We start from the raw sequence: 24690 nt of genomic DNA, 5'->3' as shown, positions 1-24690 counted from the left end.
GGGTTCAGAGAGCGCGGAGTCCAACGAGCACCTTCTCCAGTGTGGCGGGGTCCAGCTCCGGGCGGCCGGAGGCGGTGTACCGCGGGTGACGGGCGGTGACCCGGCCCGCGTCCAGAAGGTCCGAGACGAGGATCTTCGTGATGGACACGGGCAGGCCGAGCTCGGCGGAGATCTCGACCACCGAGGTGGGGTGGACGCACAGACGCAGGATCTCCGAGAGCTCCGAGGACAGGCCGGCCGCCGGTCCGCTCTCGGCGACGATCAGCGTCACCAGGTCCAGGTCCTCCCGGGAGGGCCGGCTGCGCCCCGAGGTGAGGGTGTACAGCCGGTCCGGCCGGTCGTCGTGCCCCGGACGGCTCACGACGTGGCGGCCTGGACGGCCGTCTCGGAGTCCTCCCGGGGCGGCGAGCTCAGGTGCTCGCCGAGCTGCTCGATCAGCTCCTGCATGGTGTGCCCGACCAGCCCCGGGTCCGCGGTCTCCTCGGCGACGACCGCGATGTGGGCGCCCGCCCCGGCCTCGACGATGAACAGCAGCCCGCCGTGGAACTCGGTCATCGACTGCCGCACACCACCGTCACCGCTGCCGAACTCGGCCGAGGCGCCCTGGGCGAGCGACTGGATGCCCGCGGAGATGGCGGCCAGCTGGTCGGCCTGGTCGACGGTCAGCTCGGGGGAGTGGCACAGCTTCAGGCCGTCCCGGGAGAGCACCAGGGCGTGGCGTGCTCCGGGGGTGCGTTCCAGCAGTCCTTCCAGGAGCCAGGTGAGCTCGGCGATGCGGCTGTGGTCGTGGGTCATCAGTCGGTTCCTCGGGTGTCGGCGCCTGCGGGGTCTTCACGGGGCTTCTTCTCCTCGGCGGTCGCCGAGTCGGACGCGCGGGGGGCTGCGTCCGCGGTGCCGGCCCGGCCGGTCACGGCCGTCCGGAAGGCGTGGAACCGCGCACCGTGCGCGGCCGGTCGGGGGAGGGCGGCCGGCCGGCCGCCGCCGTCGCCGTCGCCCGCGGAACCGTGCGAGCCCGGCAGGCCCTCGGGGTGGGCCGCGGCGAAGGTCTGGCCGCGACGGCGCCGGGGCAGCGTCGAGCCCGCGGCTCCGCCGCCCCCGGCCGGTGCGGAGGCGGCCGGTGAGGAGGCGGCCGTCACGCGGCGGGGGAGCGGGTCGGCACCGGCCCGGGAGGCCGCCGGGGTGCGCTGGCTGGGGATCGCGCCACCCGCGGCGCGGCGCGCGAGGGGCGGCCGGCCCGCGGCGTCGGTGCTCCGGCCGGCCGCCGCCGTGGCCGCCTCGGCGTTCGCCGCGGCCGGGGCGGACTCCTCGGTGCGGGAGACCAGGTGACGGGGAATCAGCACCAGGGCGGCCGTGCCCTCCGTGGCGGAGGGGCGGAAGGACACCTTGAGGTCGTGCTTGCGCGCCAGGTGGCCGACCACCGCCAGGCCGAGGCGCGTGCCGGTGAGCGACGAGAGGTCCGGCGTCCGCCCGGAGACCGCCTGCTCCGCCCGGCGCAGCGCCGACTCGCTCATGGTCAGCCCGCTGTCCTCGACGGTGATGAGCAGACCGGCCGGCACCTCGCTGACGTAGGTGTGCACCTCGGTGCTGGGCGGGCTGAAGTTGCAGGCGTTGTCGAGGAGTTCGGCCAGGACGTGCATCACGCCCTCGGCCGCGTGGCCGGCCACCGCGAGGGTCGGCGGCACGGCCCGCAGCCGCACCCGCCGGTAGCCGGCGATCCGGCCCATGGCGCCGCGCAGCACCGACTCCACCGCGATCGGCCGCGCCCAGCGGCGGCCCGAGCGGGCGCCGCTGAGCACCGCGATGGAGTCGGCCAGCCGGCCGGCCTGCGCGGTGCGGTGGTCGACGTGCAGCAGGTCGGCCAGGACGTCGCCGTCGTGGTGGCGCTCCTCCATCTCGCGCAGCTCGGCGAGGGTGGAGGTGGAGATGGCCTGCATCCGCCCGGCCGCGTTGGCGCAGGCGGCCAGGGCGGCGGCACGGCGGGCCTCGCTGCGGCTCAGGGCGCGGACCGCCCCCTGCAGCGCCCGCAGGTGCTCGGGCCGGACGGGCGCCTGTCCGGCCTGCCCGCCGGTGGCCGTGAACTCGGCCAGTACCCGCTCCGCGGTGGCGCCCTCGGCCACCCGGGCGAGCGCCGCCGGGAGCGTGGTGTCGGCGAACCGCACGGCGTCCGCCTCGAGTTCGGCGTACCGCTCGACCGCGCGCAGCTCACGGGTGCGGAACCAGGCGGCCAGCCCGGCGGTGAGCGTCACCAGGGCGCCACCGCCGCCGACGCTCCACAGCAGCGCCTCCGAGCTGTCCGCCGGTGCGACGAACGCCGTGGCGCCGGCGAGCGCTCCGCTCGTCAGCGCGCAGACGAACGCGACCGAGCGAACTCGGGACAGGGTCATCGTCGTACTCCTCGGCAGGCCGGAGCGCAGCAGGGCGGTAACTCCCGGACACTATAGGGATGTTGTGTGTCGCGACTTGCCTGGAGGTGACCGAATCGTGAGGAGAGGTTGATCAGTGATTTCCGGCAATCGCCCACTTGTCACATCATGTTGACCATGGGCGAGGGGTTCGGGGGCTCTCGGAGCCCCGGTCGTCCACCCGTCGTTCAGCCCTCCCGGCGCCGCGTCGCCAGATACACCTCGAATGCCTTGTGGAGCGGCCTGCTGATCGGGAACTCCCACTCGCCCAGGTACTCCACCGCCTCACCGCCGGTGCCCACCTTGAACCGGAGCAGGCCGAGCAGCGGGTCGTCCTCCCGCAGGGTGTCGGTGATCCCGCGCAGGTCGTAGACGGCCGCCCCGCGTTCGTGGGCGTCGGAGATCATGCGCCACTGCAGGGCGTTGCTGGGCTGCACCTCGCGGCGGCGCGCGGTGGAGGCGCCGTAGGAGTACCAGACGTGCTCGCCCACCGTCAGCATGGTGGCGGCCGCCAGCGTCTCGCCGTCGTGCGAGGCCAGGTAGAGCCGCATGCGGTCCGGGTCCTCCGCGCGCAGCGCCTCCCACATCCGGCGGAAGTACTCCAGGGGCCGCGGCGTGAAACCGTCGCGCTCCGCCGTCTCGAGGTAGAGCTGGTGGAAGGTGCCCAGGTCCTCGCCGTCACCCTCGACGACCTTGACCCCGGCCTTCTCCGCCTTCTTGACGTTGCGCCGCCACTGCTGGTTCAGCCCGTTCCGCACCTGCTCCAACGACCGACCGGCCAGCGGCAGCTGGAACACCTGGCGGGGCTGGCCGAGGGCGAAGCCGCCCGAGCCGCCCTCGCCCGCCGGTCGCCAGCCGGCCTGCCGCAGCCGCTCGGCGACCGCCTCGGCCCGCTCGTCCCGCGTGCTCGGCTCCGCGTCCGCCAGGCGGTGCGCCGCCGGGTCCTGGATCGCCTCCTTGACCCGTTCCGCGCTCCACCGCCGCGAGACCACCGGCGGGCCCATCCGGACGGTGAACGCGCCCAGCCCCTTCAGGTGGTCCAGCATCGGCCGGAGCCGGCCCTCGGCCAGGTCGTCGTCGTCCCAGTCCACGACCGGGCCCTCCGGCAGGTACGCCAGGGAACGCCCGATCCCCGGCACCGGCCTCAGCAGCGCCAGCCCCGCCCCCGCCATCCGCCCGTCCGGGCCGAACCAGCCCAGCGAGTGCGGCCGCCAGTCCTCCTTGACGTCGCCCCAGGCCGGCACCTGCAGATGGCTCACCGAGGGCCGCTCCCGGACGAAGTCCAGATGCTCCTCGCGGGTGATCGTCCGAACCTCGCACCTCATGCACCACGCTCCTGCCCCGGACCGCCTGCCTGCGGGGCTGCCGCCCCGCGGCGTCCGATGATCAGCCGATACGAACGCTGCAGAGTAGGCTCAGACATCCCTCGCATTCCCGGACCAACACTCCGCACGAACGGCCCCGCGCCCGGGCGGGCCGATCGGCCCGCCCGCACCCGGTGCCGCCGCAGGGCGCGCGAATTCGCTGGTGGTACGCGTGATCACCCTGCTGGAATGGCCCGATGCGGCGGACGACGACAAGCGACGCGACCATCGACCGGGGCGACTGGCCCGACGCCGTCACCCCCTGGGGTGACGCCGCCTGGCGGACCGCCGTCGAGGAGTTCACCACCCGCGGCCTCACGGCGCACGGCCTGCGGCCCGGCGGCAGGCCCGCGGTGCGGCTGCGCCCCTGGTCCGTCCTGGTCCGGATCCCCCTCGACGACGGCGCGCACGTCTGGTTCAAGGCCAACCCGCCGGCGAGCGCCTTCGAGGCGGGCCTCGGCGAGGCGCTGGGCCGCCTGGCGCCGGAGCACGTCCTGCGGCCGCTCGCCGTCGACGCGGCCCGCGGGTGGTCGCTGCTCCCCGACGGCGGACCCGTCCTGCGCGACACCCTGACCGGGACCACGCCGCGGGAGGCGGCGCGCGCCTGGGAGGAACTCCTGCCCCGTTACGCCGAGATCCAGCAGGCGCTCCTCGACCGCACCGACCGGCTGACCGCGCTCGGGGTGCCCGGAGCGCGGACCGCCGACCTGCCCGCACTCCTCGACCGGCTCCTCGCGGAGAACGCGGTCCACCTGCCCTCCGCCGACGTCGCCCGCCTGGAGGCCGCCCGCCCGGAGATCGCCCGCGCCGCCGCCGAACTGGCCGCGCTCGGCGTGGGGGACTCCCTCGACCACTCCGACCTCCACGGCGGGCAGATCCTGCGTCCCGAGCTGGGCCGCTACACCTTCTTCGACTGGGGCGACTCCTCCGTCACCCACCCGTTCTGCAGTCTCCTGGTCACCTTCCGCGCCTTCGGGCGCGCCCACGGCCACGAGGAGCTGCCGAGGCTGCGCGACGCCTACCTGGAGGCCTGGACCGGCCCCGGCCGCACCCCGCGCGACCTGCGGCGCGGACTGACCCTCGCGCTGCGGCTGGCGGCCCTCAACCGCGCCGCGGCCTGGGGGCGGCTGTGGCCCGGGAACCCCGGGCTCGCGATCGCGGAGGGCGAGCCGCCGGCGACCGCGTGGTGGCTGCGGGCGGTACTCGGGACCCCGGGCGGCGATCACCTGAAAGGGTGACAAGTCCGGGCGCAACCATGGCCCGCGCACGCGTGTCCTACCGGGAAGAAGGGGGACGTCGTCCGCCGGTCGGCACCACGGGACACGGCCGCCCGGGCGCGGGACCCGCACGCCGCTGCTCGCAGAGAGAAGGCACCCGCATGCGCCGCACCACCACCGCCGTGATCGCCGCCACGGCGCTCGCCCTGATCCTTCCCGCCACCACCGCCACCGCCGCGTCCACGGCCTCGACGCCGCGGTTCCTCGCCCCCGCCGACCTGCCGCCGCACCCCTCGTCCGACTGGTACGGCGGCGAGGTCACGGCGGGAGTGCCCGACCCGGTGCCGTTCTGCTTCGGGCAGGCGCTGCCCGGGGCGACCTCCCGGTACCGGGAGTTCTGGACCGAACTGGACACCGGCGCCCGCCAGGTGACGGTCGTCGAGAAGGACCGCGCCTCCGCCAGGGCGCTGGCGGATCTGCTCCGGCGGGCCGTCGAGGAGTGCGCCGGACGCACCGAGGCCGAGTACCCCGACACCGATGCCGAGCTGACGCGCCTCGGGCGGGTCAAGGTCGAGGAGGGCGCCCGGCTGTACGCGGTCGAGGTCAACACCGAGTACACCCAGGACATCCACCTGTTCTCCGTCGGCCGCGACGACCGCACGGTGACCGTGGTCCAGTGGGGGCGGATGGGCCGGTTCGCCGACGCGCCCGTCGCCGCCTTCCGCGACACCGCGCGCACGTCCGTCGCCAAGCTCTACTGACTCTCCGCCGCCCGGTCGGCGTTCCACTCCTCCGGCAGGTCCCCGTCGCAGAAGACGCACACGAAGTACGCCTCCCGCACGACCTGGACCTGCCGGCAGGACGGACACCACCGGAACACCACCGGGTCGGTGAACTCCTCCGGCCGCCCGATCCCCGCCCCGTCCAGCGCGGCGGCCACAGCATCCCAGGACGTCACGTCCGGGCAGTACCCGGTCGACAGATTGCTGACCCCCGCCACCGCCCGACCATCTCGGCTGCCCATGCCGCTCCGGCCGTCCCCGCCGCTCCGGCCGTCCCCGCCGCTCCGGCCGCCCGCGCTCTCCGCGCCACCCGCGCTCTCCGCGCCACCCGCGCTCTCCGCGCCACCCGCGCTCTCCGCGCCGCCCGCGCGGAAGCGGATCTCCCCGGCCGCCAGCACCGGTTCCCCTCCCGCGCACACCACGTGCTCGCTCCGCCGCGGCGCGAGCCGCAGCAGCCCCTGGAGGTCCACCACGTAGGTGAAGACCTCCCCGAGGTCCGGCTCCCGAAGATCGCCGGGCCCCCGGACCACCCGGCCCCGCCGTTCCGGGCGGACACCTGCCCGCAGTTCCTCCGGCCCGACGAAGCGGTAGCGGTACCCGGTCATGGGCCGCGACGATACCGGCCCCGGTCACCGGGACCTCTCCCGCGGGGGTGAAACATTTCCGGGCCGGTGCCGCGTCAAGGAGGTGAGACAGGTTCGGGAGAGGGCGGGGGCGCGGATGAGGAACAGTCGGGCGACGGAGGAGTACACCGAGTTCGTCACGGCGAGGGCGAGCCATCTCCACCGCTCCGCCTGCCTCCTGACCGGGGGTGACACCCACCTCGCCGAGGACCTGGTCCAGGAGGCGCTGGGCCGCCTCTACGTCCGCTGGAGCCGCGTCGCACGCGCCGACAACCCGGCGGCCTACGCGCAGACGGTCCTGCACCGCACCTTCCTGACCCACCGGCGGCTGCGCAGGAGCGGCGAACGGCCCACCGACACGCTCCCGGACCTCGCCGCGCCTCGCGGCGTGGATTCCGACACCCGGCTGACCCTGGTCGACGCGCTGGCCCGGCTCCCGGCCAAGGACCGCTGCGTGATCGTCCTGCGCTACTGGGAGGACCGGAGCATCCAGGAGACCGCCGACGTGATGAACACCAGCTCGGCCGCCGTGCGCACCCGCTGCGTCCGCGCCCTCGGCCGGCTGCGGACCCTGCTCGGCGAGGAACTGCACGAGTACGCGGCCGTCTGACCCACCGTACGACCCGCCCATCCCACCACCAGCACGGAGACGGTGATCCGCCATGCCCGCTGACGACTCCAAGGAACAGCACGACGACCTCTTCGAGGACCGGTTCGCCCGCGCCCTGCAGGACGCCGGGGCGGGCTTCGGGCCCGGCCGGGACCTCGCCGCCGCCGGGGCGGCCCGCGGCCGCAGGCTCCTGGCCCGGCGCCGGGCCGCCGTCCTGGCCGGGGCGGCCGCCGTGGCCTGCGCCGGTGTGAGCGGCGCGCTGCTCCTCCCCGGCGCCGGGGGAGCGGACGACCCGCGGTCCGTGACCGCCGCGTCGACCAGCACGTCCCCGGCCGGCTCCTCCCCGGCCGGCTCCTCCTCCGGTTCCTCTCCGGCCGGTTCCTCCCCGGCGGCCGGGACCGTCGACGCGGGCATCACCGCCGAGGAGATGATCCGCACCCTCAAGGACCTGCTCCCGGAGGGAACGACCAGTGGGGAGGAGGGCGCCGGCAGCGAGCGGCACCCCCTGCCGCCCTACGCCGGACTCGTGTACGACGACGGTGAGGGGGGCGGCGCGATCAGCCTCAGCCTCAACCGCGTCGAACCCGGCAGCAACCAGGCCCGCGAGACGACCACCTGCCCCGACAAGGCCCTGGTCCGCCACGACGCCTGCCGCACCGAGAAGCTCGCCGACGGATCCCGGCTCATGCTCTTCCAGGGGTACGAGTACCCGGACGGCCGGGCGGACACGAAGTGGTGGGCGGCGGACCTGGTCACGCCCCAGGGGCATCACGTCTCGGTCAGCGAGTGGAACGCCGAGGCGCAGAAGGACGCGCCCGTCACCAGGGACCGACCGCCGCTGAGCATGGCGCAGTTGCGGACGGTGGCCACCGCCCCCGCCTGGCGCGCCCTCGCCGAGGTCGGTCCCGCGCCGGAGAAGCAGGCCCCGCCGGAGGGCACGGACACCCCGCCGGCCGACCCGTCCGGCAAGGCGATCCGCAGGACCCTCGTCTCCCTCCTCCCCGACGACGTCGAGGTCGTCGACCAGGGCGGCCAGGACACCCAGTACGCCTTCCTGGTGCTCGACGACGGCCAGGGCGCGAGCCTGGTCCAGATCAACGTGCAGGCCGACATGTCGGACGTCGAGGACCAGCTCTTCGGCGCCGACGCCGAGACCCTCCCCGACGGCACCAAGGTCGTCGAGCGCCGGGGACCCGGCGAGAAGGGCGGGGAGGGCGTGGTCAAGTGGACCGTCGACACCATCCGGCCCGACGGCAGGCGGGTGGTGATCAGCGCCTTCAACTCCGGCGCCCAGCACACGGACGCGACACGTGAGACCCCGGCCCTCACCGTCGAGGAGCTCCGGGACATCGCCACCGACCCGCGGTGGCGGGACGTCCGCTGACCGCGGGCCCCGCGTGGGGCGGCCGGCGGGAACAGGACCTCCCGCGGGCCGTCCCGCGCCACCCTCGCCGCCGCGCGAGGCGGCGTCATTCCGGAGGGGCCGGCGGGCGCCCCAGCGTGATCACCCGGTCGCAGGCGTTCCGGGTGGCCTCCACCATCCTCCCGTTCGGCCGGTCGTTGTCCGTCACGCGGGAACGGGCGACCTCCGGGGCCGAACCGGTGGCCGTGTGGCGGGCGCGCAGCCGCTCCTCCCGCAACGCCTCCGGGGCGTCCAGGAACCACAACGCGTCCAGGCACGCCCGGGCCCGCGGCCAGGGCCCCTCGGGGACGGCGAGGTAGTTCCCCTCGGTGACCACCAGCCGGGCCGACGGCTCCACCACGTGGAGTGCCGCGACCGGCTCGTGCAGGGTGCGCGAGTAGCCGGGGACGTACACCGGCTCGTCGTCCCGGTCCCGGATCCTCCGCAGCAGCGCGGCGTACCCCCAGCCGTCGAAGCTCGGTTCCGAGCCCTTGCGGGCGGCCAGGCCCAGCCGCTCCAGCTGGGCGTTGGAGAGGTGGAAGCCGTCCATCGGGACGTACGCCGTGCTCCCCGGGCCCAGGCGCTCCCCGGCCGCCGCGACCAGGAACTCGGCCAGGGTCGACTTCCCGGCCCCCGGCGCCCCGGCGATGCCGAGGATCACCCGCCCGGTGCCCCGCTCCGTCAGCTTCAGCGTCTCGCGCAGCAGTGTGGTGGCGTCCATGCCCGCCATCGCACCACGGCCGGCGCGGGGGCCGCAGCCGCTCTGTGATCCAACTCTCCACGAGCCGTCCTGTCCCGCGGCGCCCGTCCTGGGCGAGGATCGGCGGACGATCTTGTGCGAAGGACCTTCGCGGAGCAAGGGAGCAGTCATGGAACGCAGCGACCGCGGCAGCCCGGACTTCGGACTCACCGCGCAGGACTACCGGCGCCACCGCGCCGGCTTCCCGCCCGAGCTGATCACCCGCCTGGAGCGCGAGGGCGTCGAGGCGGACGGCCGCGACGTCCTGGACATCGGCACCGGCACCGGCAGCCTCGCCCGGCTCCTCGCCCTGGCCGGCGGCCGGGTCACCGGCGTCGACCCGGCGGCGGCCCTCCTCGAGCAGGCGCGCCGGCTGGACGCCGAGGCGGGCGTCACCGTTCAGTACCGGGTCGGCACCGCCGAGGACACCGGCCTGCCGGACGCCTCCTTCGACATCGTCACGGCCGGCCAGTGCTGGCACTGGTTCGACGCCCCCCGGGCCGCCGCCGAGGTCCGGCGGCTGCTGCGTCCCGGCGGCCGGGCGGTCATCGCCCACTTCGACTGGCTGCCGCTGCCGGGCAACGTGGTCGCCGCGACGGAGGACCTGATCCGGGCCCACAACCCGGCCTGGTCCATGGCCGGCGGCACCGGCCTGTACCCGCGCTGGCTGACCGACCTGGCGACCGCCGGCTTCCGCTCCATCGGGACGTTCTCCTTCGACCTCGACGTGCCCTACACCCCTCAGGACTGGGTGGGCCGGATCCGCGCCAGCGCCGGTGTGGGCGCCAGCCTCCCGGAGGACGGGGTCCGGGCCTTCTCCGAGGAGCTCACGGCGGTCCTGCGCGACCGCTTCCCCGGCGACCTGCTGCACATCCCGCACCGGACCTGGGCGGTCGTCGCCGAGGCGCCCGCCGCCTGACACCCGCGCCCCGCCCCGGCCCCCACCCCCACCCCCGCCCCGGCGCGGCGCTGTGCGGCACTGTAGGGCCGGGGCGGGGGCCGTTCACCGCCCCTGCGGCACCCCGCCATCCTGCTTCCGGAACACCCACTCCACCCGCGGCTCCACCACCGGCCGGAACAGCCGCCGCACGGGCGCCGTGCAGAGCGCGGTCACCACCACGGCGCCCAGGAGCGTCACCGCGAGCAGGCCGAGGCGGCCGTGGGGCCGGAGCAGGTCGTAGAGGCCGGTGTGGGCGAGGAACTTCATGAAGAAGCCGTGCAGCAGGTAGCCGTAGAGGGTGCCCGCGCCGAGGGCGGTGAACCAGGTCCGGCGGTCAGGAACCCAGGCGAGGAAGCACACCACCAGGGCCAGCGAGACGCCGAACAGCAGCAGCGTCATCACCGGGCCGGCCCACCAGGCCATGCCCAACTGCTGGGCCGCGCTGCTGCGGTAGAGCCAGCCCTGGTCGATCCGGGGCACCGCCCAGTACGCCAGGACCAGCCCCGCCGACGCCACCGGCACGGACAGCACGCGCACCAGCCGGCGCCGCACCAGGCGGAAGTGCTCCGGGCGCAGACACAGCCCCAGCACGAAGCACGGCAGGAACTGCAGCACCCGCTGCAGGTCGAGGTCCTCGCCGATCGACGGCGAGACGCCGGCCAGCGCGGCCACCCCCAGCGCCACCGGCAGCGGCCACCGCAGCGCCCTCCACAGCGGGGCGGTCAGCCGCCAGACGAACAGCGCGGCCAGGAACCAGGTCACATAGGTCGGGTCCAGCAGCGTGACCGGCCGCTGCGGGTCGTCGTCGGACCAGCGGGTGAAGAGCGCGTACGCCGTCTCGAAGACGACGTAGGGGACGACGAAGCCGGTCACCAGCCGCTGGACACGGCCCGGTGAGGCGTCGAAGGAGCGGGAGAAGTAGCCGGAGACGACGATGAACGCCGGCATGTGGAAGGCGTAGACGAAGAAGTAGAGGGCCAGGAGCCCGCGGTCGCCCTCCCGCAGCGGCTCCCAGATGTGGCCGACCGCCACCAGGAGGATCGCCAGGTACTTGGCGTTGTCGAAGTACGCGTCACGCGTGTCGGGCGGTTCGCAGGACGGGACGGACGTCGGCCGGTGCGCGGTGGATGTCGCCGTTGACATGGGCGAGCGCCTCACCGGATGCGCCGGGGCCAAACGTCGGGAACCGGCCTTTCCGAGCACTTCACCCGGCCGGAGCAATCACCGTGAACGATGTCAACAGCCGCGTCGTTGAACACATCCCCCAGCCCTGTGTACGGTGTGCCGCATGACTGACAGCGCGGGGAACCAGGCGGCGGGAGCTTTGGTGACCGGCTCGGAGATCGCCCGTCTGGCCGGCGTCACCCGCGCCGCCGTCTCCAACTGGCGACGGCGGTACGACGACTTCCCCGAACCCGCCGGGGGCGGGCCCACCAGTCCGCTCTTCGACCTGGCCGAGATCCAGGCATGGCTGGCCAAGCAGCGCAAGGGCCAGGACGTCTCCGAGGAGGTGCGGCTCTGGCAGACGCTGCGCGGCGCCTACGGCGACGACATGATCACCGCGCTGGCCGACACCGCCGCCCACGTCGACGACCCGGACGCGGCCACGCCCCTGCCCGAGGAGGCCGTGCGGCTGGTCGGGCGGCTCCTGGAGCGGGGATCCGCCGCCGACCTGGTCACCGGCCTCGCCGAACGGTTCACCGACTCCGTCCGCCGCGCCGCCTCCGACCAGGTCACCACCGCCCGGGTGGTGCGGGCCGTGCGCCATGTCGCCGGAACGGTGCCCGAGGACGCGGTGATCTTCGACCCGGCCTGCGGCACGGGGACCCTCCTGCTGAGCGTCGGCCCCGAGCGGGGACCGCGGCGCCACGGGCAGGAGGTGGACCCCGACAGCGCCCGCTTCGCCCAGCTGCGCTCCGACCTCACCGGCCGCGCCGGGGTCGAGATCGTCGTGGGCGACTCGCTGCGCGAGGACCGCCTGCCGGACCTCAAGGCCGACCTGGTGGTCTGCGACCCGCCGGTCGGCGACAGCGACTGGGGCCGCGAACAACTCCTCCTGGACCGCCGCTGGGAACTCGGAACCCCGTCGCGGGCGGAGAGCGAACTCGCGTGGCTCCAGCACGCCTACGCCCACACCGCCCCCGGCGGCCGGGTGCTGATGGTGATGCCGGCCTCGGTCGCCTACCGCAAGGCGGGCCGCCGCATCCGCGCCGAGCTGGTCCGGCGCGGCATCCTCACCCAGGTCACCGCCCTCGCCCCCGGCACCGCGGCCTCGCACGCCCAGCCCGTCCACCTGTGGCAGCTGCGCCGTCCGGCCGGCCCGGGGGACGCCGCCACCGCCGTGCGGATGGTCGACCTCACCGGCAACGACCCGGACGGGCCGCTGGAACCGGGGCCCGCGCAGGTCGCGGACGTCGCGCTGATCGACCTCCTCGACGACACCGTGGACCTCACCCCCGGACGCCATGTCGCGGACACGGCACGGGACTTCGCCGCCGAGTACGAGGAACTGCGCCGGCAGCTCGACGAACGCCTGGCGCGGCTGGGGCGGTTGCTGCCGGAACTGGCGGAGGGCCGGGGACCCGGCTCGCTGGAGAACTCCACCGTGAGCGTCGCCGAGCTGGCCCGGGCGGGCCTGGTCGCCCACGGCGGGGAGGAACCCGTATCGGTCAGCGACCAGCTCGACACCGACTACCTGCGCGGGTTCCTGCGGTCGTCCGCCAACGTGCGGCGCTCCACCTCGCTCAGCGGGACGTTCCGTCCGGACGGGCGGGGCGCGCGGGTGCCGCAGATGGACATCGAGGAACAGCGGCGCTACGGGGCGGCGTTCCGCACCCTGCGGGAGTTCGAGCGGTGCGCGCGGGAGATCGCCGACCTCACGCGGCGGATCGGCGAACTCGCGGGCGAAGGGCTGGGCAACGGGGCGCTGGCCCCGGGCCGCGAGGACTGACCCCCGGCCCGGCCGGAGTACCCCGCCGGGCCGCGGCACCCCACGCCCCGGAGGCCGCGGTGGCGGGGTCGGGCCCCCGGCGGGGAAGGAGCAGGGGAAGGCGGCGTCCGCGGACGGCGGGACGCGCCCCAGGAGCCCGCGCAGCAGGGGGAGTCGATGGACCACAGGCCCGACCCGATCCAGATCATCACCCGCCCCAGCGAGTCGGTGGCGCGCGACCGCGTCCAGACGCTGGGGGCGTGGATGGACGCCGCCCGCCGCGCCGGATGGGAGGTCGACCAGGTCGACGAGCCGGTCGACTGGCCGGCGGGGGAGTGCGGCCTGGTGGACATCGAAGGGCTGCGCTACCTGCTCCGGGTCGGTCTGCGCGGACGGACCCGCGCGGTGCTGCTGCCCGCCCCGCACGGCGGCCGGGCCGCCGCGGAACTGGCGGCCGGCGACACCCGCACCGCCTCGCGCCCCGCCCTCCAGCTCACCACCTGGGCCGAACCCCTCCTCGACCGGAACGCCCCCTGGTGAACGCGCCCCCGGCCGCCGGGAGTCCGGTCTCCACGGACGCCGACACCGGAGCGTCCGGGCGTCCGGCACCCCGCGCAGATCGTCCGGCCGCGGTACCGCACGCCCCCGCGTCACGAGCGCCCGGGTGGCCTGTGCGTGGACGGCCGCGAGGAGAACGTGAAATTTCGTGCGAAGTCGGCCGTCGCGTCGGTGACCAGCGCACGCGCGGGCCATGGCCGCCGCGAGCTCACGGGTCGCTTCCGGAGAGGTGGACGCGGTGAGCCGGTGGAAGCGGACCACGCTGTCGAGGTGGCGGAGAGGAGAACCGCGTCGAAGGCCGGGGTCGAACGCCTCACGGCCCCAGGCCGGTACGGGCGTTCCGAGCCGGGCCCCGGCGTGTCCCCCCCCAGGTCACGCCGGGACCGGTCGGCCCCTGATCCCCTCATCCCCCCGGATTCCCCCCGGGATCCCTCGGGTCCCCCCGAGACGCACCGGCCCGTCCCCCCGGCGAAGCGGTGCGCCGTGAGCAGAACGCTACACGACCGTGCAGGTATCCGCCACTGTTATTCCTCGTTGACATCGTCAACAGGACGTGTCGGAGCCATCGACCTTCGATGGTGGCGGAGTACGGGAAACCACCGCACAGGACCATCGACCACCGAGCGGCCGGGAAGGTTGTACGGCGGCGGCAGAAAAAATCCGGGGGCAGGCGCGACGGCCGCCCGACGGCCGTTCCACCGCCGGTCAGGGCCCCGGGGCGGGGTTCGCCGGCCCGGGGCGTCACGCGGAAGCGGGAAATGATCGCCGCATCCCGCGGTCTGCTCCCTGACGCGCGAAGTCGCGGCTAGTGTGGGACAGATGAAGGCTCTCGTCCTGTCAGGTGGAGCCGGCACACGACTGCGGCCGATCACGCACACGTCGGCGAAGCAGCTCGTGCCGGTGGCCAACAAGCCCGTGCTGTTCTACGGATTGGAGTCCATCGCCGATGCCGGCATAACCGAGGTCGGAATCATCGTCGGGGACACCGCCGACGAGATCCGCGCCGCCGTCGGCGACGGCTCGCGGTTCGGCCTGAGCGTCACGTACATCCCGCAGGAGAAGCCCCTGGGGCTGGCCCACGCCGTGCTGATCGCCCGCGACTTCCTCGGCGACGACGACTTCGTGATGTACCTCGGCGACAACTTCATCGTCGGCGGCATCGACGACATCGTCGAGGACTTCCGCGGCAGCCGCCCCGACGCGCAGATCCTGCTCACCAAGGTGCCCGACCCCCGCGCCTTCGGCGTCGCCGTGCTCGACGCGGAGGGGCAGGTGGTGGCCCTGGAGGAGAAGCCGGAACGGCCGCAGAGCGATCTCGCGCTGGTCGGCGTCTACCTCTTCACCTCCCGGATCCACGACGCCGTCCGCGCCATCGAGCCGTCCTGGCGGGGGGAGCTGGAGATCACCCACGCCATCCAGCGGCTGATCGACGACCGGGCCGCCGTGCGCTCCACGGTCATCCAGGGCTACTGGAAGGACACCGGCAACGTCGTCGACATGCTCGAGGTCAACCGCATGGTCCTCGAGTCGCTGGAGTCCCGCACCGACGGCGAGGTCGACGCGGAGAGCGAGACGGTCGGACGCGTCGTCGTCGAGCCCGGCGCGCGGGTGACCCGGTCCCGGATCGTCGGGCCCGCCATCATCGGGGCCGGCACCCAGGTCAGCGACTCCTACATCGGCCCGTTCACCTCGGTGGGCGAGAACTGCACCGTCAGCGACAGCGAGCTGGAGTTCTCCATCGTGCTGCGCGACGCCGCCATCCGGGGCGTCGGACGGATCGAGTCCTCCCTCATCGGCCGCCACGCCGAGGTGACCACCCAGACCGCGCCCGGCGTCCCCAGCGCCCACCGTCTCGTTCTCGGCGACCACAGCAAGGTGCGAATCCAGCCATGACCTCCACGAACCTCCTCGTCACCGGGGCCGCCGGCTTCATCGGCTCCACCTACGTCCGGGGCCTGCTCGCCGCCGGGTCCACGGCCGACGTCCGCGTCACCGTGCTGGACAAGCTCACCTACGCGGGCACCCTGGACAACCTGCCGCTGGACCACCCGCGGTTGGAGTTCGTCCAGGGCGACATCCGGGACGCCGAGCTGGTGGACAAGCTGACGGGCGCCGCCGACCAGATCGTCCACTTCGCCGCCGAGTCGCACGTCGACCGCTCCATCGACGGCGCGGCGGACTTCGTGCTCACCAACGTCGTCGGCACCCAGACCCTGCTGGACGCCGCGCTGCGCCACGGCGTCGGCCCCTTCGTGCACATCTCCACCGACGAGGTGTACGGCTCCATCGAGTCGGGCTCCTGGCCCGAGGACCACCCGCTGGCCCCCAACTCGCCCTACAGCGCGAGCAAGGCCTCCTCCGACCTGCTCGCCCTGGCCTACCACCGGACCCACGGCATGGACGTGCGGATCACCCGCTGCTCCAACAACTACGGTCCTCACCAGTTCCCCGAAAAGGTGATTCCGCTCTTCGTCACCAACCTCCTCGACGGGCGGAAGGTGCCGCTCTACGGGGACGGGCGCAACGTCCGCGACTGGCTGCACGTCGAGGACCACTGCCAGGGCGTGGAACTGGTCCGTACGCAGGGCCGATCCGGCGAGGTGTACAACATCGGCGGCGGCACGGAGCTCTCCAACAAGGAGCTGACGGGCCTGCTCCTCGAAGCGTGCGGCGCCGACTGGGACATGGTCGAGTACGTCGAGGACCGCAAGGGACACGACCTCAGGTATTCCGTCGACTGGAGCAAGGCCCGCACCGAACTCGGCTACCATCCCCGGCACGACTTCTCCACCGGTCTCGCCGACACCGTCAGGTGGTACCGGGAGAACCGGAGTTGGTGGGAGCCGTTGAAGGAACGGGCCGGCGTCGGATGACCGGCCGGGACCGCAGGCGGAGCTGAGGAAGTACGGAGAAGCGCGCATGAGATGGCTCGTCACCGGCGCCACGGGCATGCTGGGCCGGGACACCGCCGAGGAACTGACCGAACGCGGCCAGGATGTGGTGACGCTCGGCCGCGCCGACCTGGACATCACCCGTGAGGACGACGTCCGGGCCGCCCTCGCCGCGCACCGGCCCGACGTCGTGGTCAACTGCGCCGCCTACACGGCCGTCGACGACGCCGAGCACGACGAGGCGACCGCCCTGCGCGTCAACGGCGACGGCCCCCGCCTGCTGGCGAGGGCCTGCGCCGAGCAGGACGCCACCCGGCTGATCCACCTCTCCACCGACTACGTCTTCGACGGAGAGTCCCGCACCACCCCCTACCCGGAGGACCACCCGACCGGTCCGCGCACCGCCTACGGCCGCACCAAACTGGCCGGCGAGCGGGCGGTCCTCGCCGAACTGCCCGGGCGGAGCGCCGTGGTGCGCACCGCGTGGCTGTACGGGGTGCACGGCAGGAGCTTCGTCCGCACCATGACCGAGCTCGAGTCCCGCCGTGACACCCTGGACGTCGTCGCCGACCAGCGGGGCCAGCCCACCTGGAGCGCCGACGTCGCCGAGCGGATCGCCGAACTCGGCCTCCGCCTCGTCAGGGACACCCCGGGGGCGACCGGGATCTTCCACGCCACCAGCTCCGGCGAGGCCACCTGGCACGACCTGGCGCAGGAGGTCTTCCGGCTCCTCGGCGCCGATCCGGCCCGGGTGCGTCCCGTGACCAGCGAGGCGTTCCCCCGGCCCGCGCCCCGTCCCGCCTACAGCGCCCTCGGCCACCACCGGTGGCGGCACCTCGGGCTGCCGCCGCTGCGAGACTGGCGCACCGCCCTGCATGTTGCCCTTCCGCTCATCCGCAAGGAGTCCTGTTCGTGAAGCGCCACGAGTTCCTGAAGGAACTCCACACCACCTGCGCCAACCGGAACTACCTGGAGATCGGCGTCAACGACGGTCGCAGCCTGACCCTGTCCCGGGTCCCCAGCATCGCCATCGACCCCGCCTTCAAGGTGGTCACGGAGATCCGCTGCGACGTCCACCTGGTGAAGGCCACCAGTGACGACTTCTTCGCCCGTGAGAACCCGCTGGGCCACCTCAAGGGCGGCCGTCACCCGCTGCGCAACATCGCCCGCAACCGCAGCCCGTTCGGCTACTGGCAGGACGTCACGCTCGACCTGTCCTTCATCGACGGCATGCACCTCTTCGAGTACGCGCTGCGCGACTTCATCAACGTCGAGAAGCACTCGGACTGGTCCAGCGTCATCGTCCTCGACGACATGCTGCCGCGGAACATCGACGAGGCCGCCCGCGACCGCCACACCGGCGCGTGGACCGGCGACGTCTACAAGCTGGTGGAGATCCTGCGGCGCTACCGCCCCGACCTGAGGACGGTGCTGGTCGACACGAAGCCCACCGGTCAGCTGGTGGTCTTCGGCGCCGACCCCACCAGCACCGTGCTGCAGGACAAGTACGACGAGATCATGGCCGAGTTCGAGGTCCCGGACCCGCAGAAGGTGCCCGAGTCCATCCTCGGGCGCACCACCGCGGTCCGCGCCGAGGACCTGCTGGGCGCCGCCTTCTGGAAGCCCCTCGTCCACGCCCGCAACCGCGGCACCAAGCGCGCCAAGGGCTGGGAGCAGCTGAGCAGGGCCGTGGACCGGCTGAACGGCGAGTCCGCCTGACACACGGCGACGGCCGGGAACCCCCGAAGGGTCCCGGCCGTCGCCGTTCCCGCGTGTCAGACGGACTCGTCGCCGCGCAGCTTCTCGTAGTACGCGACGCACTCCTCGTACACCGGGAGCAGGCCCGCCGCGCGGGCCTCCGCCAGCGAGGGCGCCGCCGCGTCCTTGTCGGAGAGCACCGGCTCGATGCCGTCCGGCCAGGCGATGCCCAGTTCCGGGTCGAGCGGGTCCACGCCGTGCTCCCGGCCGGGGGAGTAGCCCGTGGAGCACAGGTACAGCACCGTGGCGTCGTCGGTCAGCGCCATGAAGGCGTGCCCGATGCCTTCGGCGAGGAACACCGCGCGACGGCTCTCGTCGTCCAGCCGGACCGACTCCCACTGCCCGAACGTGGGCGAGCCGACCCGCACGTCCACCATCACGTCCAGCACCGCGCCCCGCGCACAGGTCACGTACTTGGCCTGCCCGGGCGGGACGTCGGCGAAGTGCACCCCCCGCAGCACGCCCCGCCGGGAGACCGAGCAGTTCGCCTGGGCCAGCGGCAGCCGGTAACCGGTGGCCTCGTACAACTCCCGCCCCCGGAACCACTCGTGGAAGGTGCCCCGGTCGTCCGGGAAGACCTTCGGTTCCAGCAGCCAGGTTCCCTCGATGGTCAGCGGTCGCACGTACTCAGTCCTTCTTCCCATGGGTCAGCCGCACCCGCAGACCGGGTGCCAGCGCGTCCATCACCTTCACCACCACGCGGCGGGCCGGCAGCGGCAGCCGGCGCCCCAGACGGAGCAGGAGACCGGGCTCGGGCCGCGCGGCCCGCGGCAGCGCCGCGTGGCGCACCTGCACCCCGTCGTCCGTGGCCCGCAGGGTCACCGGAAGGGCCAGGAACCGGGGGGAGGCCGCACGCGGGTCGGACGCCAGCGACAGCCGCAGCGGGACCTCCCGCGGCAGGCGGTCCAGCGGCAGCTCCGCCTCGAGCACCGCGCCCGCCGCCGGGTCACCGCCCGGCGCGAGGGCGGCGGCCACCTCCGGCGCCGCCGCGTCGCCGGCCGGGCCGGCCAGCCGCAGCAGCACCTCGGTGCGGTCCGCGACGTGCAGCGGCAGCGTCGTGCGCAGGCGGCCGCCGGAGACCGCGACGTCGGCGGGGGAGAGCCGGTCCAGACGCAGGTTCCGGGTCGCCTTGTCGACGTCCAGCGACAGGGTGTCCCGGGCCGTCCAGTAGGGGAGGACCACGCTGCCGGCCGTGACGGCGGCGGGCCCGGCCGGACGCGGAGCGCCGGGTGCCGGGTCGATCCGGCACTCGCGGGCCCAGCCGCCCAGCTTGACCCGCACGAACAGGTCCCACAGGCCCGGCCGCAGGGGGGACCCGCCCGCCGCGACCACCGGGTCCAGCGACACCGAGGCCCGCACCCGCAGCTCCACCCGCCCCGCGTCACCGTCGACGGGCGCCGTCTCCCGGGTCACCTCGACCGGCAGGTAGAACTGCGCGGCGGTGGCCCGCTCGCGCACCACCACGTCCACGCCCGCCGACCCGAACCGCTCCGTGGCGTCCGCCAGGACCCAGGCGATCGCCGAGGACACGTCCTCGGGAGCGCCCTCGGGAGCCGTGTGCGCACCGTCGGCCGGGAAGGCCATGGGGGCGCCGTCGGCGGTGTAGCCGGCCTCCAGGCCGACGCGCAGCACGCCCTTGTCCCACCCGACCGTCGTGGCCGCGGCCCGGGGGGCCAGCGAGGCCTCCCACCGGGCGAAGGCCAGCGTGTCCTCGTAGCGGTCGGCGGCGACCAGCGCCGCCACCACCCGCTGGGTGGGAGCCAGCGGCTCCGCCACCGAGGGACCGAACCGCTCGTTGATCACGTCCCGGATCTCGGCGAACATCTCGCGCCGGTAGTCGTCCGGCAGGACCAGCAGCCGCTTGCCGCGCATCCGCTCGACCATCTCGTTGCGCAGCCAGCGGCGGTACATGCGGTCACGCAGCTCACCGGGCTCGGTGTGGCGCTCGACCACGTCGAGCGCCTCCCGCAGGTTCTTGAAGTACCCGACCGGGTCGAACCGCTGGAAGCCGGCGTTGGAGGCGTCCTCGCGCTTGACGTGGTAGTAGCAGACGTAGTCGCTGAGCACCGAGATCGTCTCGGCCCGCAGGTACGCCTCGGCGATGAAGACGTGGTCCTCCAGCCGCCGCCGGCCCTCCGGGAAGCGCAGGCCGATCCGGTCCAGGAAGGCGCGCCGGAACATCTTGTGGGGCGTCAGACTGTCCATCAGGGGCGCGTTCCCGACCGTCGCCCGCGGATGGTTCCTGCGGAACAGCTCCACCGGCACCGGGCGGCCCTTGCCGGCCATCTTGCCGATGACGACGTCCGAGCCGTTCTTCACGGCGTAGTCGTACATCCGCTCCAGGGCCTCGTCGCCCAGGTAGTCGTCGTTGTCGACGAACATCACGTACTCGCCGCCCGAGGCCTCGATGCCGACGTTGCGCGGCTTCCCCGACCAGCCGGACGGCTCCTGGTGGATCACCTGCACGTGCGGGTGCTCGGCCGCCAGCGCGTCCAGGCGTGCGGGAGTGCCGTCCGTCGATCCGTCGTCCACGAAGACGACCTCGAACTCCCCGGGCGCGAGCGACTGCCGCAGGAGGGAGTTCACGCAGTCCTCGATGTACGGACCGGGGTTGTACACCGGGACGACCACACTGACCTTGATGGACATGCGCTTCACAGGCTCCTCGGAAGACGGACGTAGGGCGAACCTACCGCGAACCGGACGTTCCGCGCGGCCGGTCGACCGCGCCGGAAAATGCGGTGCCCTGTCCGTGGTCCGACCCTACACTCGGCTCAACACCCGGGTGTTTGCCTCCCGTTGGCCGCACGTCCGCGTCCACGGACCCGCCCGGGAGCCGACCGTGACGAGTGAAGGGGGACAGGCCGTGCGTCAGCGCGCCGAAGCCGTCGTTCCCCGTTCGCGGTACGAGGTGATCCTGGTGTCCCCGGTGCTCCGGCGCCCGCCGCGCGGCCGGCGCCGGACGTCCGCCCCGTACCGCTGAACCACGCCCGCACGCGCGGCGTGGCGCGGGCCCGGCGGTGATCGCGCGTCCCCAGGACCGGATCATCCACCAGAAAGGCCGCAGGCCGTGCGCAACGACCTCGTCCGCAGTTCCGCCGTCACCCTCGCCGCCGTCCGCAACCTGGGCGTGCTGGCCCACGTCGACGCGGGCAAGACCACCGTCACCGACCACGACCCCCAGGAACGCGAACGGGGCATCACCATCTTCGCCGCCGCCGTCACCTGCGAGTGGAACGGCTGCCGGATCAACCTGATCGACACGCCCGGCCACGTCGACTTCGCCGATGAGGTGGAGCGCTCGCTGCGGGTCCTGGACGGCGCGGTGGTGGTCCTCGACGCGGTCGCCGGGGTCGAGCCGCAGAGCGAGGCGGTGTGGCGGCAGGCCGACCGGCACGGCGTGCCCCGGATCGTCTTCGCCAACAAGATGGACCGGGTCGGCGCCGACCTCGACGCGGCCGTCGCCGCCGTCCGCGAACGCCTCCATCCGGTGCCGCTGGCGGTGCAGTTGCCGCTCGGGGCGCAGGACGGCTTCCGGGGCGTCGTGGACCTGCTCGGCCTGCGGGCGCTGGTGTGGGCCGAGGGCGCCGAGGCGCCCGTCGAGGAGCCGGTCCCCGCGTCCCTGGCCGCCGAGGCCGCGCGGCGGCGGCGCGCGCTGGAGGAGACCGTGGCCTCGCTGCACGCCGCGGCGCTCGAGGAGTTCTGCGCGGGAGGGCTCGCTGGGCGCGGACACCCTGCGGACCGCCCTGCGGGACCCGACCCGTACCGGCGACGCCGTCGTGGTGCTCTGCTTCGGCGTACCGCGACAAGGGCGTGGAGCCGCTGCTGGACGCGGCGGCGGTCTACCTGCCGTCCCCGCCCGACCTGCCGCCCGTGGCGGGCACGGGGGCGCCCGGAGGCCGGTCAGTCCACGACGGCCGCGTGGGTCAGCCGCCGGATGTCCGGGTAGAGCAGCCGCGACCGCCGGGGGCGCAGCTGCGTCATGAACTGCACGGTCATGTCCCGCACCGGGTCGACCCAGAAGACGGTGGTCGCCACCCCCTTCCACCCGAAGGTCCCCGCCGAGGACGGCGACTCCGTCCGGGCGGGGTCCACCACCACGGAGAAGCCCAGGCCGAACCCCACGCCGGAGTTGGCCGGCTCGTCGTGGGCCGGGCAGCCGAAGCCGCGGATGTCCGCGCCCTCCGGCAGGTGACTGCGCGTCATCAGGTCCACGGTCTCCGGGCGCAGCACCCGCACCCCGTCGAGCTCGCCGCGGCGCCGCAGCATCTCCATGAAGCGGTGGTAGTCACCCGCGCTCGCCACCAGCCCGCCGCTGCCGGACAGGAAGCGGGGCCGCCCGCGCACCGGAGTGCCGGGCACGACCTCGAGCCTCCCGTCGTCGCCGTCCCCGTACAGCTCGGCCAGGCGTCCGGCCTGTTCGTCGTCGATCTGGAACCCGGTGTCGGTCATCCCCAGCGGCGCGAGGACCCGGGCGGTGACGAACTCGTCCAGCGGGCGGCCCGACACCACCTCGATCACCCGGCCCAGCACGTTGGTGGCCACCGAGTAGTTCCACCGGCTCCCCGGCTCGAACTGCAGCGGCAGCCGCGCGTAGGCGTCGCAGGTCTCGGCCAGGTCGCCGCCGGGGAGCACCGAGGCGTGCAGCCCCGCCCGGCGGTAGAGGGCGTCCACCGGATGGGCGTGGTAGAAGGCCGAGGTCAGACCCGCCGTGTGGGAGAGCAGGTGGCGGATCAGGACGGGGCCGTCCGCCGGGCGGGTCCGCATGCCGGGGCCCTCGCCCGCCACGTGCACCCGCGGCCCGGCGAAGGCGGGGAGGTGGCGCTCCAGCGGGTCGTCGAGCCCGAGCAGGCCCTGCTCCACCAGGGTCATCGCGGCCACCGAGGTGACCGGCTTGGACATCGAGTAGATCCGCCACAGGGTGTCCGGTTCCACCGGCAGACCCGCCGCCAGGTCCCGGCTGCCGTAGGTGGTCAGCCACGCCACCCGGCCGGCCCGCGCCACCGACAGCAGGTAGCCCGGCAGGCCGCCGGTGTCGACGTGCCGGGCCAGCACCCGGTCCAGCTCCTCCAGCCGGGCCGGGTCGAGTCCCGCCTCGTCCGGACCGATCTCCTGCCGCAACACCGACCCCGGGGTCGCCACCATCGCTCCTCGCCTTTCGTGTCCGTTCCGCAAGCTGCTCCGAGATACCCCGTTCGGCGCAATGTCAGACCCGACCGGGCCGTCCGGGGAACACCGCGGGCGCGGGGCGCGTTCGGCCGGTATGAGCGAAGAAGCCCTGCTCGCCCTGCTCTCCGAGGCCGACGGCGGAGTGCTGGCGACCCTCAGGTCCGACGGACGGCCGCAGCTGTCCAACGTCAACCACGCCTACTACCCCGAGGAACGCCTGATCCGGATCTCCGTCACGGACGACCGGGCCAAGACCCGCAACCTCCGCAGGGACCCCCGCGCCTCCTACCACGTCACCAGCCAGGACCGCTGGGCGTACACGGTGGCCGAGGGGACGGCCGAGCTGAGCGAGGTCGCCCGGGACCCGCACGACGAGGCGGTGGAGGAACTGATACGCCTCTACCGCGACGTCGCCGGCGAGCACCCCGACTGGGACGAGTACCGCGCGGCGATGGTCCGGGACCGGCGCCTGGTGCTGCGGATCCGCGTGGAGCGCGCCTACGGGATCCCGCGCGGCGCCCTGGGGTGACGCCGGGCCGGCCGGCCCCGGAGGCGCATGCGCTACGGTCCCGTGCCACCGGGCCGGGCGTTCCAGACCGACACCACCGCACGGCCGTGTTCGGTGGAGAGCCGGCTGACCGTGCCGGTGAAGATCTGGAAGAGCCTGCCCTCCGCGGCCGGCAGCCCCAGCCGCCGGGCGGTCAGCACCCGCAGGAAGTGGCCGTGGGCGACCAGCAGCACGTCGCCGTCGTCGGCCCGCAGCAGCGGTTCCACGCGGTCCAGGACGCGGTCCGCCCTTGCCCCGACCTCCTCCGGCAGCTCACCGGGGTGCCCGTCCGCGGAGGGCGGGCAGCCGTCGGTCCAGATGTTCCACCCGGGGCGCTCCCGGCGGATCTCCTCCGTCATCAGGCCCTCGTACGCGCCGTACTCCCACTCCCGCATCTCCGGCTCGGCCCGCGCGCCGGGAAGTCCGGCCAGCCGTGCGGTGGTGACGGCGCGCAGCCGGGGACTGGTCAGCACCTCGGCCAGGCGCCGCCCGGCCAGCAGCGGCGCCACCGCCCGCGCCTCCTCCTCCCCGCGCGCGGTGAGCGGCAGGTCGGTGCGGCTGGTGTGGCGGCGCGCCGCGCTCCACTCCGTCTCGCCGTGCCGCAGCAGCAGAAGGTCGCCCACGTCCCGCCTACCTCGCCGCCGGCCGGCCGGCCGCCTCGACGGCGTGTCCGCCGAACTGGTTGCGGAGCGCGGCGATCATCTTCATCTGGGGCGAGTCCTCCTGGCGGGAGGCGAACCGGGCGAAGAGCGAGGCGGT

23 protein-coding genes and 2 pseudogenes are annotated in these 24690 nt (G+C 74.2%); 13 read left to right on the top strand and 12 right to left on the bottom strand.

All coding sequences use genetic code 11. From position 1 onward, the window contains the following. Positions 1–4: 4 nt before the first annotated feature. The 4 genes from ABZ836_RS26170 to ABZ836_RS26155 all read right to left on the bottom strand — a co-directional run bounded on the left by ABZ836_RS26170 (position 5) and on the right by ABZ836_RS26155 (position 3727). Positions 5–361, bottom strand: coding sequence for a DUF742 domain-containing protein (locus ABZ836_RS26170; protein ID WP_356132111.1), 357 nt, complete (start codon positions 359–361; stop codon positions 5–7). Continuing rightward, a complete protein-coding gene (locus ABZ836_RS26165; protein ID WP_356132114.1) occupies positions 358–795 on the bottom strand; it encodes a roadblock/LC7 domain-containing protein in 438 nt (145 codons plus the stop codon). Before ABZ836_RS26165 ends, ABZ836_RS26170 begins: the two co-directional genes overlap by 4 nt. Then, on the bottom strand, positions 795–2384 hold the full coding sequence (locus tag ABZ836_RS26160; protein ID WP_361146063.1) for an ATP-binding protein: 1590 nt from the start codon (positions 2382–2384) through the stop codon (positions 795–797). The genes ABZ836_RS26165 and ABZ836_RS26160 overlap by 1 nt, the downstream gene beginning before the upstream one ends. Before the next feature lie 206 nt (positions 2385–2590). Continuing rightward, a complete protein-coding gene (locus tag ABZ836_RS26155; RefSeq protein ID WP_361146060.1) occupies positions 2591–3727 on the bottom strand; it encodes a peptidoglycan bridge formation glycyltransferase FemA/FemB family protein in 1137 nt (378 codons plus the stop codon). A 236-nt stretch (positions 3728–3963) separates the two neighbouring features. On the opposite strand from ABZ836_RS26155, the gene ABZ836_RS26150 reads away from it, so the two are divergent. Continuing rightward, entirely contained in the window at positions 3964–5004 is a 1041-nt protein-coding gene (locus tag ABZ836_RS26150; RefSeq protein ID WP_361146057.1) for a phosphotransferase, read from the top strand. Positions 5005–5144: 140 nt separating this feature from the next. Beyond that, on the top strand, positions 5145–5744 hold the full coding sequence (locus ABZ836_RS26145; protein WP_361146055.1) for a hypothetical protein: 600 nt from the start codon (positions 5145–5147) through the stop codon (positions 5742–5744). On the opposite strand, the gene ABZ836_RS26140 is transcribed toward ABZ836_RS26145, so the two are convergent. Next, positions 5738–6370, bottom strand: a complete 633-nt coding sequence (locus ABZ836_RS26140) for a hypothetical protein (RefSeq protein WP_361146052.1) — start codon at positions 6368–6370, stop codon at positions 5738–5740. The genes ABZ836_RS26145 and ABZ836_RS26140 overlap by 7 nt on opposite strands. A gap of 115 nt (positions 6371–6485) precedes the next feature. Between ABZ836_RS26140 and ABZ836_RS26135 the strand changes: the two genes are divergently transcribed. Both ABZ836_RS26135 and ABZ836_RS26130 read left to right on the top strand, forming a co-directional pair. Then, the gene (locus ABZ836_RS26135; RefSeq protein WP_356132130.1) at positions 6486–6998 is read left to right on the top strand and encodes a SigE family RNA polymerase sigma factor; all 513 of its coding nucleotides are present in this window, start codon (positions 6486–6488) and stop codon (positions 6996–6998) included. Between the two features lie 52 nt (positions 6999–7050). Further along, entirely contained in the window at positions 7051–8382 is a 1332-nt protein-coding gene (locus ABZ836_RS26130) for a hypothetical protein (RefSeq protein ID WP_361146049.1), read from the top strand. Positions 8383–8467: 85 nt separating this feature from the next. Here the strand turns inward: ABZ836_RS26130 and ABZ836_RS26125 are convergent, their stop codons facing one another. Then, the gene (locus ABZ836_RS26125) at positions 8468–9121 is read right to left on the bottom strand and encodes a nucleoside/nucleotide kinase family protein (protein WP_356132136.1); all 654 of its coding nucleotides are present in this window, start codon (positions 9119–9121) and stop codon (positions 8468–8470) included. 148 nt (positions 9122–9269) lie between these two features. Between ABZ836_RS26125 and ABZ836_RS26120 the strand changes: the two genes are divergently transcribed. Then, positions 9270–10058, top strand: coding sequence for a methyltransferase domain-containing protein (locus tag ABZ836_RS26120; protein ID WP_356132139.1), 789 nt, complete (start codon positions 9270–9272; stop codon positions 10056–10058). 84 nt (positions 10059–10142) lie between these two features. Here ABZ836_RS26120 and ABZ836_RS26115 read toward each other — a convergent pair whose 3' ends face one another. Continuing rightward, on the bottom strand, positions 10143–11222 hold the full coding sequence (locus ABZ836_RS26115) for an acyltransferase family protein (protein WP_361146046.1): 1080 nt from the start codon (positions 11220–11222) through the stop codon (positions 10143–10145). Positions 11223–11367: 145 nt separating this feature from the next. Between ABZ836_RS26115 and ABZ836_RS26110 the strand changes: the two genes are divergently transcribed. From ABZ836_RS26110 to ABZ836_RS26085, 6 genes are all read left to right on the top strand, one after another. Beyond that, the gene (locus ABZ836_RS26110; RefSeq protein WP_356132144.1) at positions 11368–13029 is read left to right on the top strand and encodes an N-6 DNA methylase; all 1662 of its coding nucleotides are present in this window, start codon (positions 11368–11370) and stop codon (positions 13027–13029) included. Positions 13030–13185: 156 nt separating this feature from the next. After that, a complete protein-coding gene (locus tag ABZ836_RS26105) occupies positions 13186–13548 on the top strand; it encodes a hypothetical protein (RefSeq protein ID WP_356132147.1) in 363 nt (120 codons plus the stop codon). Between the two features lie 837 nt (positions 13549–14385). After that, on the top strand, positions 14386–15459 hold the full coding sequence (locus ABZ836_RS26100) for a glucose-1-phosphate thymidylyltransferase (protein ID WP_361146042.1): 1074 nt from the start codon (positions 14386–14388) through the stop codon (positions 15457–15459). Continuing rightward, positions 15456–16439 carry a dTDP-glucose 4,6-dehydratase gene (gene rfbB / locus ABZ836_RS26095; RefSeq protein ID WP_356132153.1) on the top strand — a complete coding sequence of 328 codons (984 nt, stop codon included), beginning with the start codon at positions 15456–15458 and terminating at the stop codon, positions 16437–16439. The genes ABZ836_RS26100 and rfbB overlap by 4 nt, the downstream gene beginning before the upstream one ends. 46 nt (positions 16440–16485) lie before the next feature. Further along, positions 16486–17373, top strand: coding sequence for a dTDP-4-dehydrorhamnose reductase (rfbD, locus tag ABZ836_RS26090; RefSeq protein ID WP_356132156.1), 888 nt, complete (start codon positions 16486–16488; stop codon positions 17371–17373). Then, a complete protein-coding gene (locus ABZ836_RS26085; protein ID WP_356132159.1) occupies positions 17370–18176 on the top strand; it encodes a class I SAM-dependent methyltransferase in 807 nt (268 codons plus the stop codon). The genes rfbD and ABZ836_RS26085 overlap by 4 nt, the downstream gene beginning before the upstream one ends. 56 nt (positions 18177–18232) lie before the next feature. Here the strand turns inward: ABZ836_RS26085 and rfbC are convergent, their stop codons facing one another. Then, positions 18233–18838, bottom strand: a complete 606-nt coding sequence (rfbC, locus tag ABZ836_RS26080) for a dTDP-4-dehydrorhamnose 3,5-epimerase (RefSeq protein WP_356132161.1) — start codon at positions 18836–18838, stop codon at positions 18233–18235. A gap of 4 nt (positions 18839–18842) precedes the next feature. Beyond that, on the bottom strand, positions 18843–20864 hold the full coding sequence (locus ABZ836_RS26075; protein ID WP_356132164.1) for a glycosyltransferase family A protein: 2022 nt from the start codon (positions 20862–20864) through the stop codon (positions 18843–18845). Positions 20865–21285: 421 nt separating this feature from the next. Between ABZ836_RS26075 and ABZ836_RS26070 the strand changes: the two are divergent. Beyond that, a pseudogene (locus ABZ836_RS26070) lies at positions 21286–22100 on the top strand (GTP-binding protein); the annotation flags it as partial. Positions 22101–22118: 18 nt separating this feature from the next. Here ABZ836_RS26070 and ABZ836_RS26065 read toward each other — a convergent pair. Continuing rightward, entirely contained in the window at positions 22119–23360 is a 1242-nt protein-coding gene (locus ABZ836_RS26065) for a serine hydrolase domain-containing protein (protein ID WP_356132167.1), read from the bottom strand. A gap of 118 nt (positions 23361–23478) precedes the next feature. Between ABZ836_RS26065 and ABZ836_RS26060 the strand changes: the two genes are divergently transcribed. Further along, positions 23479–23913 carry a PPOX class F420-dependent oxidoreductase gene (locus ABZ836_RS26060; protein ID WP_356132170.1) on the top strand — a complete coding sequence of 145 codons (435 nt, stop codon included), beginning with the start codon at positions 23479–23481 and terminating at the stop codon, positions 23911–23913. A gap of 32 nt (positions 23914–23945) precedes the next feature. Here ABZ836_RS26060 and ABZ836_RS26055 read toward each other — a convergent pair whose 3' ends face one another. After that, on the bottom strand, positions 23946–24554 hold the full coding sequence (locus ABZ836_RS26055) for a histidine phosphatase family protein (RefSeq protein ID WP_356132173.1): 609 nt from the start codon (positions 24552–24554) through the stop codon (positions 23946–23948). 7 nt (positions 24555–24561) lie between these two features. Next, positions 24562–24690, bottom strand: a pseudogene (locus ABZ836_RS26050) (6-phosphogluconate dehydrogenase); the annotation flags it as partial.

Source organism: Streptomyces sp. NPDC047130 (assembly GCF_040643475.1).
In the GTDB taxonomy this organism is placed as follows: Bacteria; Actinomycetota; Actinomycetes; order Streptomycetales; family Streptomycetaceae; genus Streptomyces.
Note: the sequence above shows the minus strand (reverse complement) of the source record. Positions and strands in the feature narration are given on the sequence as shown.